General features: G+C 37.1%; 14 protein-coding genes and 1 pseudogene. 7 read left to right on the forward strand and 8 right to left on the reverse strand.

Annotated features, from left to right (window positions below; all coding sequences use genetic code 11):
- Positions 1 to 237: 237 nt before the first annotated feature.
- From MT391_RS16890 to rpoE, 4 genes are read right to left on the reverse strand one after another with little or no spacing between them, the layout of a single operon-like run.
- Positions 238 to 675 carry a SoxR reducing system RseC family protein gene (locus MT391_RS16890; RefSeq protein ID WP_028869469.1) on the reverse strand — a complete coding sequence of 146 codons (438 nt, stop codon included), beginning with the start codon at positions 673 to 675 and terminating at the stop codon, positions 238 to 240.
- A complete protein-coding gene (locus MT391_RS16895; protein ID WP_028869468.1) occupies positions 675 to 1679 on the reverse strand; it encodes a MucB/RseB C-terminal domain-containing protein in 1005 nt (334 codons plus the stop codon). Before MT391_RS16895 ends, MT391_RS16890 begins: the two co-directional genes overlap by 1 nt.
- An 8-nt stretch (positions 1680 to 1687) precedes the next feature.
- Positions 1688 to 2218, reverse strand: a complete 531-nt coding sequence (locus MT391_RS16900) for a sigma-E factor negative regulatory protein (protein WP_028869467.1) — start codon at positions 2216 to 2218, stop codon at positions 1688 to 1690.
- 12 nt (positions 2219 to 2230) lie between these two features.
- Positions 2231 to 2809 carry an RNA polymerase sigma factor RpoE gene (gene rpoE, locus MT391_RS16905; protein WP_028869466.1) on the reverse strand — a complete coding sequence of 193 codons (579 nt, stop codon included), beginning with the start codon at positions 2807 to 2809 and terminating at the stop codon, positions 2231 to 2233.
- A gap of 168 nt (positions 2810 to 2977) precedes the next feature.
- Between rpoE and nadB the strand changes: the two genes are divergently transcribed.
- Complete coding sequence (nadB, locus tag MT391_RS16910) at positions 2978 to 4606, forward strand: L-aspartate oxidase (RefSeq protein WP_028869465.1); 1629 nt, start codon at positions 2978 to 2980, stop codon at positions 4604 to 4606.
- Between the two features lie 2 nt (positions 4607 to 4608).
- Here the strand turns inward: nadB and MT391_RS16915 are convergent, their stop codons facing one another.
- Positions 4609 to 5064 (reverse strand): protein YgfX, encoded by a 456-nt coding sequence (locus tag MT391_RS16915; protein WP_028869464.1) that lies wholly within the window; start codon positions 5062 to 5064, stop codon positions 4609 to 4611.
- Entirely contained in the window at positions 5036 to 5287 is a 252-nt protein-coding gene (locus tag MT391_RS16920; RefSeq protein ID WP_028869463.1) for an FAD assembly factor SdhE, read from the reverse strand. The genes MT391_RS16915 and MT391_RS16920 overlap by 29 nt, the downstream gene beginning before the upstream one ends.
- Positions 5288 to 5446: 159 nt before the next feature.
- Here MT391_RS16920 and ygfZ point away from each other — a divergent pair, with 159 nt between their 5' ends.
- The 4 genes and pseudogenes from ygfZ (at position 5447) to MT391_RS16940 (ending at position 10266) form a co-directional block, all read left to right on the forward strand.
- Positions 5447 to 6424 (forward strand): tRNA-modifying protein YgfZ, encoded by a 978-nt coding sequence (ygfZ, locus tag MT391_RS16925; RefSeq protein ID WP_028869462.1) that lies wholly within the window; start codon positions 5447 to 5449, stop codon positions 6422 to 6424.
- A 210-nt stretch (positions 6425 to 6634) separates the two neighbouring features.
- A complete protein-coding gene (locus MT391_RS16930) occupies positions 6635 to 9157 on the forward strand; it encodes a class I adenylate cyclase (RefSeq protein ID WP_051369196.1) in 2523 nt (840 codons plus the stop codon).
- Positions 9158 to 9304: 147 nt separating this feature from the next.
- Positions 9305 to 9544 (forward strand): annotated as a pseudogene (gene metJ, locus MT391_RS16935) (met regulon transcriptional regulator MetJ); the annotation flags it as partial.
- Positions 9545 to 9966: 422 nt separating this feature from the next.
- A complete protein-coding gene (locus tag MT391_RS16940; protein WP_051369195.1) occupies positions 9967 to 10266 on the forward strand; it encodes a hypothetical protein in 300 nt (99 codons plus the stop codon).
- Positions 10267 to 10344: 78 nt separating this feature from the next.
- Here the strand turns inward: MT391_RS16940 and MT391_RS16945 are convergent, their stop codons facing one another.
- Both MT391_RS16945 and kdgK read right to left on the reverse strand, forming a co-directional pair.
- The gene (locus MT391_RS16945; protein WP_028869460.1) at positions 10345 to 10968 is read right to left on the reverse strand and encodes a bifunctional 4-hydroxy-2-oxoglutarate aldolase/2-dehydro-3-deoxy-phosphogluconate aldolase; all 624 of its coding nucleotides are present in this window, start codon (positions 10966 to 10968) and stop codon (positions 10345 to 10347) included.
- A 30-nt stretch (positions 10969 to 10998) separates the two neighbouring features.
- On the reverse strand, positions 10999 to 11934 hold the full coding sequence (gene kdgK, locus MT391_RS16950; protein ID WP_028869459.1) for a 2-dehydro-3-deoxygluconokinase: 936 nt from the start codon (positions 11932 to 11934) through the stop codon (positions 10999 to 11001).
- A 602-nt stretch (positions 11935 to 12536) separates the two neighbouring features.
- On the opposite strand from kdgK, the gene MT391_RS16955 reads away from it, so the two are divergent.
- Both MT391_RS16955 and MT391_RS16960 read left to right on the forward strand, forming a co-directional pair.
- The gene (locus MT391_RS16955) at positions 12537 to 14675 is read left to right on the forward strand and encodes a heparinase II/III domain-containing protein (protein ID WP_028869458.1); all 2139 of its coding nucleotides are present in this window, start codon (positions 12537 to 12539) and stop codon (positions 14673 to 14675) included.
- A 2-nt stretch (positions 14676 to 14677) separates the two neighbouring features.
- Positions 14678 to 16870, forward strand: coding sequence for a heparinase II/III domain-containing protein (locus MT391_RS16960; protein ID WP_028869457.1), 2193 nt, complete (start codon positions 14678 to 14680; stop codon positions 16868 to 16870).
- Position 16871 lies beyond the last annotated feature (1 nt).

The raw sequence follows: 16871 nt of genomic DNA on the forward strand, positions 1-16871 counted from the left end.
GCCTTTCGAACAATGTCAACGTCTTATTTTAACTTAATTTCAAACCGAAGCTTGAGTCGTTATTTGCGCTTGTTTTGTTCTCAGTTCAAGTTAGTCGCTGTTGCGTCATCCCTTGTCTGTGCGGCGTATTATAGGGATCGCGAAAGCATTGGCAAGCGTTTATTAACGTTTTTTATGAATATTATTCCGAATGCTTAATTAACAAACAAATCGATTAAAATAGCACGTTTTACGATGCTATTTTGTACTGATCAATTTGTTTAGGCTGTTACTAGGATACAACTTAGAGGAAACGACTTTAGCGACTAGGGTGCCAACAAACAATGACAGCAAAGAAATGGCGATAACGAGAGGTTCACTATTGGTAAACAAGTAGCTAATTGAGCTACCTAGGACAAATGCTATCAAAGGAATAATATAAACAATCATTGAGCTTTTAACGATATCTTTATTTTCAATTAATAATTGTATCGACTCGTTAATTTCCATTCCTTCTTTATACGGCATCGATAAATGATGAGAACGATCACTTAATCCTTTTGCTACAACACCAACTCCACAATTATCATTACTGCTACATGATTTACAAGCTGACTTTGAAATACACTCTACCACCGCTGTCTTTTCACCATTAATTATTTTGATATCAATAATGCGGCCGGTTTCTTGAATCATTATTTTGCAGCCTTAATCGATGCAGCAATTTTCTCAGCAGTAAGCAGTGGAATTTCACCTATGACATTCACTTCAATATTTTCTTGTTGTTTTGTATATAGCAACGTCCCACCTCGCTGAATAATATTCTGCTGTTGTGTTAACGTACTCTTCTTTGTTGATATGTAAACAGAGACAGAAACAATACCGTCATTAATCATGATATACGAGATTGGATCTGTATCATGCAGCATTAATTTATGCTGATCGTCTTTTATAATTTTAAAACCCGGAGGCAACCAAGTTAACTCCCAAGGAGCCACATCTTTAACGGTTGTTTGAGGTAAGTGCAAAACATCAGGTGCTTTCTGATCACTCATCCTTTTAATCCAAGGATTAATTGATTCAGTGACATTCAATGAAACAACCATAGTTTGTTCAAGTATCAGGTTAGATTTGTTAATCGTTTCCAATCGTAGTGGTAAATAACTACCTAGATCCAGCCAAATAATATAACTATAACGATACATATCTTTGCTTGTCATTCTAATAGCAATAGATCTTTTACCTGCAATTCTACTTTTTCCTAAGATAAGGTATTCGTAGTTTTTGTTGCCGCTCTCAAAATTAAAGTTAGCAATATTTGCAAACACACTATGGTCTCGATTTGTCACTAAGCTATAAGCTTGATTACCCTGTTGGTAATAACTTATTTTACCGTCAAATTGTAAGGACTCACGTATTCCGCCATTTAAATAACAAAAATAGGCAATACGTTGTCCGTCAAGAACACCATGAATAAGTTGCTTAGGCTCTATTTGATTTTGTGCAGTATTAAGATAGAGCAGCTCATAATTTAATTCTTTATAAGCTTGCTGCATCTTTTTTAAATAAGTTAACGCTGATGGTTGAACTTGTTTTGTTATGATTTGTTGTGTCGCTTCTTCTTGATTCGCATATAATTGCGGCGAAACTAAGAATACAATTACTGAAAATAGTACAACTAAAAATGATCGATGTTTCATCGTTTACCTTAAGGCTGTACTTGCAACTGCAGCTGATGATCTTTAAGCAGCGCTTCTAAATGTTCATTACGCTCTTTGATATCACTTTTAGTTTGTACGGGTTTAGCTTGTAAACTCACTGGTGCAGCAGCGCCACCAAAAGGTACGGTATTAAGTACAGGTGTCACACTTGGATCTGTTGCTACATTTTGATTGATCATTAAACTACTGACCACCACAACGCCAGCGACTGAAGCTGCAATTGCATATTGCCCAAAGCGTTTCATAAAAGGCACAACATTGCTTTCTACCTTTTCAGGTGTAGCAACCGGTACAATTTTATTATCTTGGGTTTCATTAACAATGACCGCCATTACGCTGTTGGTGATATCAATTCGTAAATCCAAGCCTTCGCTTTCATCACGCATTACATCGCCGATTAATTGATATCTTGAAAACTGTTTCTGTGACTCAGTATCATCAAGAATATGTTTAATCACCATGTCATCATGCAACTCATTATCAATGAGTGTTGATATATCTTGTGAGTATTCTTTCATTATTAATTCCAATTAATGTTCTAATAAAGGTTTTAACTGTTTATCTATCGCTTCACGTGCTCTGAAAATGCGAGATCTAACGGTACCAATTGGACAACTTTCAATTTGCGCAATTTCGTCATAACTCATACCTTCTAGTTCACGTAATGTAATTGCTGACTTTAACTCGTCAGGCAAATCTCCAATCACTTTTAAGATCACTTGCTTTACTTCCTGAGAATGTAAAATAGCCTCAGGGTTTGCATCATCTTTTAAAGCTCCACTGCCATCATAGCTATCAGCCTCTTCTGCATCGATGTCTGATGCTGGCGGGCGGCGGCTTTGACTTGTTAAATAGTTCTTAGCTGTATTCACTGTTATTCGAAACAACCAAGTATAAAAAGCACTATCACCTCGAAAGTTAGGTAATGATTTATACACTTTAATAAACACTTCTTGTGATACGTCTGGTATATCACCAGAGCTACGTACGTAACGTGTTAATATATTAGCCACACGCGTCTGGTACTTACGTACTAATAATGCAAATGCTTGCTGCTCACCATTTTGTATACGCTGTATTAATTGTAAATCTAATTCACGCTCATTCATTGAGCTTTTCTACCTATATTTATAGTGAGCTATCGATTCTCACAGTTATGACTTTTATAAAAAAAGAAAGTTCCAAATAAATTCAAAACAAAGGGATTTTTGGATAAACTCCATAAGTACTCGGAATTGTTAGTTAATCATTTTATCCAAAATAGAGCATATAATGCCATGGCAGAAAATAAAACAACAACTGAACATCAATATACTTGTGACGTTTTAATTATCGGAGCAGGCGCAGCCGGTTTATCTTTGGCATTAAAAATAGCCACTCACAGTAATGTGAGAGTATTAAGTAAAGGTAAGCTTTCAGAAGGATCAACCTACTATGCACAAGGAGGTGTCGCTGCTGTTTTCTCAGATGATGACAGTACCGACTCGCATTTTGAAGACACACTTGTCGCTGGCGCAGGCTTATGTGACGAAGACGCTGTTCGTTTCACGGTTAATAACGCGAAAGAAAGCATGCAATGGTTAATCGAGACAGGCGTCAATTTTGATACCGAGGTCAATGACCAAGAAGAAACACAATATCATCTAACACGAGAAGGTGGTCACTCTCACCGACGAATCTTACACGCAGCCGACGCCACTGGCCGAGAAATCGAAGAGTCTTTACTCGCTGCAGTCAAGAAGCACCCTAGAATTACTTTAATGGAAGGCTTCAACGCCATTGATTTGATCACCACTCGAAAACTAAACCTTCCCGCCAATAGAGTATTGGGTGCTTATGTATGGAACCGTACAGCAGAACGTGTAGAAACAGTAAAAGCACATTTTGTCACCCTCGCAACCGGTGGTGCAAGTAAGGTATATCAATATACCAGTAATCCTGATGTATCAAGTGGTGATGGTGTCGCGCTAGCTTGGCGTAGTGGTTGTCGCGTAGCCAATATGGAATTTAATCAATTTCATCCCACTTGTTTATATCATGCCGACGCTAAAAATTTCTTACTCACTGAAGCATTAAGAGGGGAAGGAGCATTATTATTGCGTCCTGATGGCACTCGATTTATGCCAGACTTCGATGAGCGTGGCGAGTTAGCACCGCGCGATATTGTTGCACGTGCAATAGATTACGAGATGAAGCGTTTAGGTGTTGATTGCATGTACCTCGATATTAGCCATAGACCTAAAGAATTTATTGTTAAACACTTTCCTACAATATATCGCCGCTGCCTACTACTCGGTCTTGATATTGCACACCAACCAATGCCAATTGTCCCAGCTGCGCATTATACCTGTGGCGGCGTGATGATTGATCATCATGGGCAAACTGATATCGATGGCCTATATGCCATTGGAGAAGTAACGTATACCGGCTTACATGGTGCAAATCGATTAGCCTCAAACTCACTGTTAGAATGCATTGTATACGCGCATGCTTGCGCCAAAGATATCCTTAATCGTATCCCTTTTTATGAGAATAGGAAGTTTGCAACTATTCCAGATTGGGATGATAGCCAGGTTGAGAATTCCGATGAGCAAGTTGTGATTCAACATAACTGGCACGAATTACGTTTATTTATGTGGGATTATGTTGGTATTGTACGTACCGATAAACGCTTACAACGTGCATTACATCGTGTTGAACTACTGCAAAGCGAAATATCTGAATATTATAGTAACTTTAAAGTTGGCAATAATTTACTTGAACTAAGAAACCTAGTTCAAGTAGCCGAATTGATTATCAAAAGTGCAATACAAAGAAAGGAGAGTCGGGGTTTGCATTACAACTTAGATTATCCTGAGCAAAATGATGATCCAAAACCAACCATTTTAAATCCAGATAAAAATTAGTGCTAACTGGTGCTGTTGATAAGCCGGGCAAGTAATCGATACTCGCTATCAGTGACACTATCATGAAACACAATAAACCACTTCCTAGGTTTATTGTGTTTGGGTTTGTTGTGTTTATCGCTCACTAATAATGGATCATTCACTTCTACACATAATAATAAGATCCAGCCATTATAAAATGAGCGCGCACTTATATCGCCGGTAACCTTAATGGGTTGATTAACTTCAATCTCACCGCTTTCAGATAATCGACTTGAAAAAGGCAAAAAGGGCAAGGAGTAAACAATATAGAAGGCCGTACTCAAATAAGCCAATAGACATAAAAGACTAACCCACCCTATTCCCCATAACAGGATAAACAAAAAAGCGATGGTCAAGAAAAAGATCATCGCCAAGGCTTTGGCGATGAATGAGGGTTTATTATGAATATTATATTTTAACGCGTTTGAGGATAACATCGACAATTTCTGCAAGTTCAGGATCAGGGCAAACTTCATGCCCCATAAACCAAGCAAATAGTTCAGGGTCTTCACATGTTAATAAACGATGAAAATATAATTTATGTTGATCGCTTAACTCGCTATAAGCCTCTTTTACAAAAGGCATGAACAATACATCAAGCTCTAACATACCACGACGACAAGCCCATAATAAACGAGAAAGAGAAACCTCTTCTGGCATGACTGATACTTCCTTTTAAAAATATGAAAAAATGGAGGAATTTTTTATAAAGTGCACAACATCATAACAACAACATTTTATTAACAGCAACTACTGACAAAATAGGTTGTGAGCTATAACATTGTAAAAAAACAAATTCGTCCAATAATGAGGCCAAACATGCTAACACTTAGTCAACTTGAGAACATTAGCCAACTACCCGACTTAGTTCTTTGCCCACTTAATAGCTGGGATTTAATCAGTGTAACAGGTGAAGACCGTGTTGCCTTTTTACAAGGCCAATTAACCTGTGATTTAGAAAAATTAATCCCCGGTGAACAAACTTTAGCTGCCCATTGTAACCCGCAAGGTAAAGCATGGAGTGTTGCACGGGTTATTATTTTAGAAGACCGCATTTTATTAGTTCAACCCAGCTCCGTATCAACAGTACAATTACCGGAATTGAAAAAATATGCCGCGTTCTCAAAAGTAACCATACAAAAAGAAACAGAGTACCAAGCATTTGGTTTAGCGGGATGTAAATCTGCGCAATATATTGCAGAACAGGTAGATACTGCTGCGACTCATGATACTAGCCGATTACTTGATAGTGGCACAGTACTAATAAAGCAACCTTACCCTTCATTACGCTATTTAGTGATCATGAAAAATGATGCAGCCGAAGAATTATTACTCGACTTAAAAGATAAAGCTGTTGTCTTCGATGATAGCTTATGGAATGCCATGAACATTGCCGCAGGCACAGGTTTTATTCAAGCAGAAACGTCTGCACAATTTGTACCGCAAATGCTTAACCTACAAGCACTAAACGCAATTAGTTTTACAAAGGGCTGTTATATCGGCCAAGAAACCGTGGCTCGAGCTAAATACAGAGGAGCGAATAAACGCGCCTTATTTATTTTAACCGGACGTTCACCAGAGAGTCCAAAAACAGGACAAACAATCGAAGTATTATTAAATAATAATTGGAAACGAGTCGGTACTATTATTTCTGCATGCCAATATGGAGATGATCATATTGAGCTGTTAGCTGTTCTACCAAAAGATACCAATCCTGCAGATGTTTTTCAGGTGAAAGAGATTGAAGGCTCTACTCTTTATTATGCTCCACTTCCTTATCAAATTGATGAAGATTAAAAATCAAACTGCCTCTGGCATTCCGGAGGCAGTCATTATTTTCTGATACTTCAAGTTGTCAAAACCATACCTGTTACCATGCCAAATACATTATTTTTTTAAACCTGAGTGCTAACCAGTATATATTTCCAACAACATGAATTAATGCTATTATGGTCACACTTTTTTTATGGTGAAGTGTGATAAACACCAGTAATAATGGAACATAGCTTGAATCAAGAAATCATCCAATTACGTGACAAATCAGACGAGTTTTCTCGGCTACGCGTAAAATCTGCTTTAGCATTAATGAAAAAAGATGAAGCGGATGTTTTTCAAAGTTTTCCATTATTACTCCACTTTAATACCCCTTCAATGCCAGGTTATATCGAAGGCGATGTGCCGACCGGTATTTGCCAGTTTAGTCCAACCAAAAAACACCAACTATTAGCTCAACAATTATTTGCTACCGAATTGCCTGATAATGAAGCGACACATTGTGAAATTATTGGTTTATATGCGATGGGCAGCACGTCATCTATTGGGCAATGTTCTGAAAGTGATTTTGACGTTTGGATTTGTTATTCACATACACTGGATAAAAAACGTGTTGCCCTTCTTGATAAAAAAGCATGGGAAATAACTTACTGGGCGGAAAGTTTAGGCGTCGAATTAAACTTTTTCCTCATTCCTGATAATAAGTTTCGCGTTAATAATCAGTCAGAACTAAGTAATGAATCTTGTGGCACTTCGCAACATATGTTGCTCTTAGATGAGTTTTATCGCACTTCTTTGCGAGTTGCCGGTAGACGTATTTTATGGCGTCAAATCCCGCACCAACATGAAAAAAATTATGATGAATATGTGAAAGAACTTCATCAGACAGGGCAAATTAATATTGACGATTGGTTAGATTTAGGTGGATTACATCGCGTCCCCGCGGAAGAATTATTTGGTGCCACCTTATGGCAGTTGTACAAAGGTATTGATAACCCTTATAAAGCAACATTAAAAACTATTTTAATGGAGGCTTATTCTTGGGAATACCCAAACACAGAACTAATTTCAACCTCCTACAAAAAAAGTTTTCAAGAACAAGACTCCTATGATGAAGAGTTAGACCCTTATTGTTTAATGCTTAAGAAAGTGAGCGACTACTTAATCAGTATTAATGATTTACAACGTCTAGAATTAGTTCGTGTCTGTTTTTATTTTAAAACAGAAGAGATGATATCTAAGCCTTCTTGTAATGATAATAGCGCTTGGCGTCGTAGTATATTAAACAAGCTGATTAAAGAATGGGGTTGGACTGATAATCAAATAGCAGATCTAGACAATCGCAATAATTGGAAAATTCGAGAAGTACAACAAGCCAATGATTTACTGCTCGACTCGCTAATGCTCAGCTACAGTAATCTCATTAAATTTGCACGTGACAATAATATTAGCGAATCAATTAGTGCCGAAGATATTGGAATTTTATCACGCAAGCTTTATGCCGCACACGAAACATTACCTGGTAAAGTAGATATAATTAACCCAAATATTTCACCTAACTTGATGGAGAATAATCTCAGCTTAATCCAAATTCCAGAACACCGAAAAAACAAAGCGGGTTGGTATTTATTTAACAGTACGTTAGATACCTTTGAATTAGCAACGACTCCTTGTATTGGTTATTCTCCATATTTATCAAAATTAGTGGCTTGGAGTTATGTAAATGGACTTTATGATGAAGATACAATGCTGCATTTATACAACCAAGGCTCTGATTTAGTAGATAAAAACCTTAACCAATTTGGAAAAGATTTATATGCTGTTTTTCCTATATATGAACCTAAAGCAAGTGATAAAGCATTAAGTGCCCCCTGTGCGATTAAACATTTATCAATATTCTTAAATGTAGAAAAAGACCCGACACGGCACTGGCAAGACACTGAAGAAAGTGAGCTAAACCAAATTGATAATGTAATGGCTTATGGCGAGCATAAAGAGAGTTTAATAGGTAGTATCGACTTTATCTACCGCAACTCATGGAATGAAGTACGTACCTTACACTTTAATAGTCAATTCTCAGTTGTTGAAGCCTTGAATACCATTCTTTCAAAAATGCATCAAGATGCATCACCGCCAAATCAAATTGATTTATTTTGTTATAGCAGACACTTTAGCGAACAAATTTGCCAATCTTTTGGAAGTAAGTTAAATGAATTTATTCAATTACGCTTACATACTGTTCATACTCGCTCCGTACAAACATTATGGACCGGCGGTAGAAAATTTGGTTTTTACTTTGAACGTAAAGGCGTTTCACTACAGCACTTGGAAAGCGCAGTAGATATCTATAGCCACATTTCTAAAAAGAAACTATCAGCGAGCACGGTCAATTTAAAAAATACACATTTTGATCAAACAGCCAATGTGATCGAATCGCATATCAGTGAAGGTTTAATTCAATTCTTTTTTGAAAACTATAGTAATGGGTTTAATGTTTATATTGCCAATGCAGAAAATGATATTGAGACATTTTTAAACTTCGCAGGATCTAAAAACGAGTTTGTACAGAACGTAAATCGTTTTTATGCTTCCAACAGCCATGTTTCCAATCAACAAGATGATCAAATTAACTTTAACTTGCCACAGTTTTATGACATTACTCTCAATGAAGATAAAACCTTATCTTTAAATCCATTTAAAAGCGTAACACTGACAACTTCTAATGAAGATTTACTGTCTGCTCTTAGTAACCAATAACCCACTGTAAAGTTAAGCGTTCACTCCCTGCTCCTATTAATATAAAATCACCATTAGATTGCTAGACTTCTAGCCCTCTTTACGTTCAGATTGCTATGTTAAAAATCTCAGGGTAAAATGAAGCATATTTTTTAAAAGGTTATTATTATGTCAACAAAATGGAATGGTGAATATATTAGCCCTTATGCTGAACACGGCAAAAAGAGTGAACAAGTAAAAAAAGTGACGGTATCAATCCCTACTAAAGTCCTTAAAATATTGACCGATGAGCGAACTAGACGTCAAGTGAATAACTTACGCCACGCAACTAATAGTGAGTTATTATGTGAAGCATTTTTACATGCATACACGGGACAGCCCCTACCCGAGGACGATGAACTAGATAAAACACAAACAGCACTGACAACAGATACACCAGAAAAAGAATAAATATCTGATTATTAATAAATAATACCCTAACATACTGCTTCTTCTTTATTCAGGGTTGACCACTGAACTTTAATTATCAAGATATAATATGACAGTCTCAATTTAACGTTCGCCACCTTGCTGAGAACTGGCGAGAAGTTTTGTAAAAAAATAAACAATATCAACCTAAAGTTGTTCTCTTCACATGCACTAAAATAATTTACCCATTATCATTTTTGTTAACTACAATTATTGATGATAATTCAGGCCATAGTCATTAGCCGTAATAAGAACCATAAATTTATGCGGAGCGATGAATTATTTAATCAATTAAGCTTTAATGGAACAAAGTCATCAATAAGTCTATTCAATTAATAGAGATGCTATAAAGGTGGGTAATAGTGCAAGATTTTATTCAATATATTATTTTTGGAGGAGGTTTATTTGCCGCCCTCTCTCTTTATTATTTTACATTCCATCAATCACCTAATTTAGATAATTGGCAAGATCTGCCTTATTTGGAAGATTATTTAAAAAACCATCCCGATTGTGAAATTAAAGGCCAAAAAAATGCGAAATGCTGCTACTGCCATTCAGGTAAGGTGCAATATAAAGCAGCAAAATCAAATAAAGAACATCATTATCAACACTTTTGTAGTGCCTGTAAAAAGAACTTATTTAGAAGCCGTACGTTAAGCTAATTCAATTTTTGATACTTAAAAAAAGCCTCGATTAAATCAATAATCAAGGCTCAGTTTATAAAAATTAGGAGTAAGTAATTAAGTTAGAGACGCAACAGCCTCTTTAACCAAAAGACCAATTTTATCCCATTCACGGTTATCAATTAAATCAGCAGGTACCATCCATGTACCACCACAAGCAAGTACTGCATTAATATCTAAGTATTCATTAATATTTGCAGGTGAAACCCCGCCCGTTGGCATAAAGCTAACAGGATAAACAGCAGTCAATGATTTCAACATTGCAACACCACCTGAAGGGCCAGCAGGGAAGAATTTTAATGTTGTTAATCCCATTTCCATTGCTTGCTCAACCAGAGATGGGTTATTAACACCAGGGATAATTGGCATTTTACGTTGCTGACAGTATTTAACCGTAGTTGGATTAAAACCAGGACTAACAATGAAGTCAACACCAGCGTCAATCGCTTGATCAACAGTTTCACTATTTAATACCGTACCTGCACCAATCAACATATCAGGAAATGCTGCACGTAAATTTTTAATTGCTTGTGCCGCAGCAGGCGTACGGAAAGTTATCTCCGCACATGGCATACCATTTTCAACTAATACTCTACCTAGCGGCACTGCATCCTCAGCATCTTTAATTGCGATAACAGGGATAACTTTTAGAGCTTGTAGTTTTTCATTTAATGTTGTCATTTTTAATCCTATTGAATATTTTAATAAACTTTAATCGACAAAAGGTGCTGTATATTGCACATCAATTAACGCACCTTTATGCTGAATAACAGTGCCTGCTAACTGATGACCTTTTTCAGCCGCAGCAATACTTGACTCGCCTAATATACGTTTTGACATATAACCGGCAGCAAAAGAGTCACCTGCAGCCGTTGTATCAATTACATTTTCAGGTGCAATTTTAGTCGCCGCAACACTAATAGAATCATCAGCAGTAACAATTAAACATTCACTGCCTCCTTGTTTGATGACAATCTCTTGCACACCTAAAGCACGGGTTCGTGCTAAACAATCTTCTATACAAGTATCACCAAAAAGCGCTTGTTCATCATCAAAAGTTAATAAACCAGTATGAGTAACAGATAAAATACGTTTGAAGCTTTCTGCTGCTTGCTCGGTAGAATCCCATAATTTAGGTCGGTAGTTATTATCAAAATAAACTTTACCACCCGTCGCTTTATAACGACTCAATATATCGTAAAGTTTTTCACGACTCTGGGCTGGTAAAATAGCTAAGCTAATACCTGACAAATAAATAGCATCTTGTGTGAGTAACTGTTCAATTAACTCATCACTTGCCGTTTCCAGCCAGTATTTTGCAGCGGCATCGTCACGCCAGTATAAAAAGCTACGTTCACCAGTATCATCCGTCTCAACCATATATAAACCAGGTTGCTTAGTAGCAGAGCGTTGTACAAACTGAGTATTAATGCCTTCTAAAGACCAACTATCAATCATTTCTTGACTGATTTTATCCTGACCTAACGCAGTAACGTAACTAACATTAACGGCTTTACCTACGCTTAAGCGCGATAGATAAACAGCGGTATTTAATGTGTCACCGCCAAAGCTTTTACGCCAAACACCATTAATTTCTTGCAATTCAATCATACATTCGCCGATTAAAGCGATATTTAGCTCACCCATTAGTCACCTCTTTTATAAAAAATGGAACCATTACTACCCTCTACTCATTAAAACCATTACTCATCTCAGAGTTCTTGCTGGTTTTATTTATAAAATCAGCAGTTTATTTTTAATAATGTAAAAGCATATTATGCACAACTGACTTTTCTGTGCTCATCCATATTATGGTATTGGTTGGAGCAAACTATTTTCAATTGCTTAACTCAACCAGATCTCTGTTTCTGTTCTTTAAATAGGGTTCAAATTGTACATTACACACCCTATTTTGTAATACAAAAAGACACTATGTGTGATCCAGATCATCTGCGAATATGACAATTAAAATAAACACTTTAAGATCAAAAAGATAAAATAGACTAAATTATAAAAGTTTAATCAGCCAATTAAATACATCTATAAAATTTATAACCAACCCATTGAAAATAAGTAGCAAAAAAATTTAAAGAAAGAGAATTAATAATAATTTTACGGTGACCGTTATACATTTAAAAGTGTAAAAATAGAGATCTCATTCTTAAAAACAAAAAAAACTTGTGATTTAAAATCTTATTTGTATTACTTTATAACATGAATTTTTTACTTAAATATGCAATGAGGTAATAATGTCTAGCAACGTCAACGCAGTGCTTATGGACCAACAAGAAATCAAAGCAATCCAACAACAACTTAGCAAGCAAAGCTTAATGGGCCGCAGCCTTGATGCACTTATTATCGACACAGATAACTATCTTACACAACCAATAGACGTACCAGGGCACAGCCCTGCTGGCGGTTACGCACATAATAAACATCAACAGAATTACAAGTATATTGATCAAGCAGGTCGTTTATTTTTGATCACTGGTGAAGAAAAATATGCACAATTTACAGCAGACCTCTTAACTCAATATGCACATAAATATCTAGCACTAGGGTTTCAAGTACAAAGAAACACTAATCCACCAGGGCGCTTGTTTCACCAAATGTTAAATGAACATGTCTGGTTATTATATTCGAGCTTAGGTTACAGCTGCATTAAACACTGGTTAACCGAAGCACAGCGCAAACACATTGTTGAACAATTATTTGAACCCATGCTAGAAGTTGCAACGGTTAGATATGACTTTGATTTTGATCGCATTCATAACCACGGTGTTTGGGCAGTGGCTGCAACAGCTGTATGTGGCGTAGCAATTGAACAAGATAAATATATTGATTTGGCTTTACATGGTTTAGCTGGCGATGACATACAAGGAGGCTTCCTTGCACAGCTAAGCAATTTATTTTCACCTTCAGGTTATTATATCGAAGGTCCTTATTATCATCGATATGCTATTCGTCCTTTATGTTTATTAGCTGAATTAACTCAACGATACCGTCCAGAGTTGGATATATTTAACTTTAAAGGTCAAGTGATTGGTAAAACCATTCAATCATTATTATCGACGGCTTATCCAAACGGTGTGTTTCCATCATTAAATGATTCATCGAAAAGTATGGATATTAAAGATGAAGGTGTAGTGATTGCTGTGAGTTTATATGCAAAACATTATTCTGAAGATAAAAACCTTTTTGGTATTGCTAAAATTCAAGATCAAATCTGGGTGAGCGGTTGTGGAGCTGCGTTATCACAAGCATACGAAGCACAGGACTCAGTTGAATTACCTTGTTTACCAAGCGTTGAATTAAGCGAAGGCCCTGATGGTGATAAAGGTGCACAAGGTTTTATTCGCATGCAAACTGCGACTGGTGACATCAGTCAATTAGTAATGAACTACGGACAACATGGTATGGGCCACGGTCACTTTGATACGCTAGGCATGACTTACTTCAATAACAACCAAGAAGTACTGCGTGATTATGGTTTCGGTCGTTGGGTTAATATCGAGCCTAAGTTCGGTGGTCGTTACTTAGATGAAAATAAATCTTATGCGCGCCAAACGATTGCTCACAACTTAGTGTCTATTGATGCAAGTTGTCAAAACAACTTTGATGTTGATACAGCGGATAGCAAACACGGTATTCCTCATTTCTTTGTTGGTAAAGGTAAAGTACAAGCAATGAGTGCTTATGCTGATGACTTTTATCCGGGTGTTGAGCAACAACGTTCATTAGTATTAGTTGAGCATGAGCAATTAGCACAGCCACTACTTATCGATTTATTCCGCCTAAGCAGTGAAAAAGCACATCAATACGATTACTCGTTACAATACCGAGGCCAAATCATTCGCACCAATGTTGAACATAAACAACACGTAGCTTTAAACCCAATGGGTGATGATGCAGGCTACCAACATTTATGGAATGAAAGCGAAGGTCCAGCACAAGACACTACCTTAGTTAGCTGGTTACAAGGTAGCAGTTACTACACATGGTTAGGTGCAGCATCAAGCGATGATACGGTTTACTTCACACGCACAGGCGCTAACGATCCGTCATTTAACTTACGTAGCGAAACCAGCTTAATACTTCGCCGTAAGAACGCTAAAAACAGCTTATTTGCTAACGTAATCGAAACACACGGTTACTTTAATGAAGCAATCGAAGCAAGCTTAGATGCACGGGGAAAAATTCACACTATTAATATTATTGGCTTTAATGAGCAAGCGACCGTTGTCGATATCATTGGAGAAGGTATTGCATTAACCGTGATGATTAATAATGACCGTCATGTAATAGCAGACAGCCAAACCACTATCGAATTTAATAATCAAACATACAGCTTCCAAGGTTTTGTTGCTGTAAAAAGTAAAGAGGTTTAATCATGAGTTACCAACCATTACTAATGAGCTATGAACAAGCAGCTGACTTACGTCAATACGTAGGCTCTGACTCACTGATTGGTCGTTCTATTGCAGAAGAGATTAAAACACTTGAAGCTTACATGCCGATGGGTATCGAAATTCCTGGACACGGTGAAGCAGGCGGTTACGAACATAACCGTCATAAGCAAAATTACATTCATTTAGATTTGGCGGGTCGTTTATACCTGATCACTGAAGATAAACGCTACCTTGATTATGCAACAACTATGTTGGTTGAATATGCAAAGGTTTATAAACACCGTGAGCTCAACATTAGCCGTGACTCAAATAAACCAGGTCGTTTGTTTCACCAAACATTAAACGAAAATATGTGGATGTTATATTCATCATGCGCTTACTCTTGTATTCGCCATAAATTAACTGAAGATCAACAACAGTTAATTGAAAATGACTTATTCAAAGTCATGCTTGAGATGTTTGTGGTCACCTATGCAGAAAACTTCGATATCATTCATAACCACGGTTTATGGTCAGTGGCGAGTGCAGGTATTTGTGCTTATGCCATCAATGACCAAGCGACGGTAGACAAATCGTTATACGGCTTAAAAGGTGATAGCGTTTCGGGTGGTTTTATTGCCCAGTTAACACAATTATTCTCGCCAGATGGTTACTACATGGAAGGTCCGTATTACCATCGCTTCTCGTTACGTCCCATTTTCTTATTTGCAGAAACAATTGAACGTCGCCAACCACAAGTCGGCATTTATAAACTAAAGAATGAGGTTATTAAAACAACAGCTTACGCTGTTATGTCAACAGCATTCCCAGATGGTACCTTACCCGCATTAAATGACTCATCTCGTACCATGGATATTAAAGATCTTGGTATTTTGTTAGCAACAAACATCTGTTTTGACCGTTACGATCAGAATGAAACCTTACTGGCTATGGCTAAACATCAAGGCCATGTGTGGGTTCATAATACTGGTGCAACCCTTTCGAATGCATTACAGAACAATGCAGAGGTACCTAACTTTAACTGGGGTAGCTTAAGCTTAACTGATGGTGCAAAAGGTGAATGCGGTGGCGTTACCATTCTACGTCATCGTGATGCTAAATCTGATGATAGCATGGCGTTACTTTGGTATGGCCAACATGGCAGTGATGCAAAACTTCACTCTGCATTAGATCATGGACATTTTGATGGTTTACACCTAAGTCTGTTTAACAATAATCAAGAATTCATTAATGATTACGGTTATGGTCGTTGGGTTAACATCGAGCCTAAATTTGGTGGTCGTTACATTCCAGAAAACAAAAGCTACTGTAAACAAACTATTGCACACAATACCGTAGTAGTTGATCAAATCAGCCAAAACCAAGGTAGTACAGCGATTGCTCAACAGCATAATGGCGAAAAACACTTCACACTATTATCTAATAAAGCGTCTAATGAAACAGGCGATGGTAAGCTGCAAGCAATGAGTGCTTTTGCACGTGATTTCTATACCGGTGTTGACCAACAACGTACCGTGATCATGCTTGAGTCAGAGGAGTTTGAAAAACCGCTTATTATCGATCTATTCCGTATGATCAGTGAAGAAGAGCACTGCTACGATTACCCAGTTCATTATAACGGACAAATCATCCGTACTAATTTTGAGTATCAAGCACATAAAAGCTTAAGCACAGTGGGTGATGGCTATGGTTACCAACATCTTTGGAACCTTGGTCAAGGTAAAGTAGAAGGCTCATCATTAACCACTTGGTTAATGGGCAATAGTTACTATTCATTAATCAGCAGCGCCAACAAAGACAGTGAAGTTATTTTTACTCGTACTGGGGCAAATGATCCTGATTTCAACTTACGCAACGAGCCAATGTTAATGCTTCGCCAAAAGGCAGCCAATCACTTATTTGCCAATGTGTATGAAACACACGGCTACTTTAATGAAGCGATAGAAGCGAGCCTAAATGCCCGTGGACAAGTTGTATCCATTGATGTGTTATATTCAAATAACAATGCATCGGTGATCAATATTAATTTAGTTGATAATAAGTATATTAAAGTTTGTGTCAGTAATCTTACCGATGTAGATAAACATACTCAAAATAGTGTGGTCATTAAAGGTGAAACGATTACCTGGACTGGGCCTATAGCAATATTTAATGATTCGATCACGAAGCGTTAAT

The organism is Vibrio sp. 1-Bac 57, assembly GCF_037546855.1.
GTDB lineage: Bacteria > Pseudomonadota > Gammaproteobacteria > Enterobacterales > Psychromonadaceae > Psychromonas.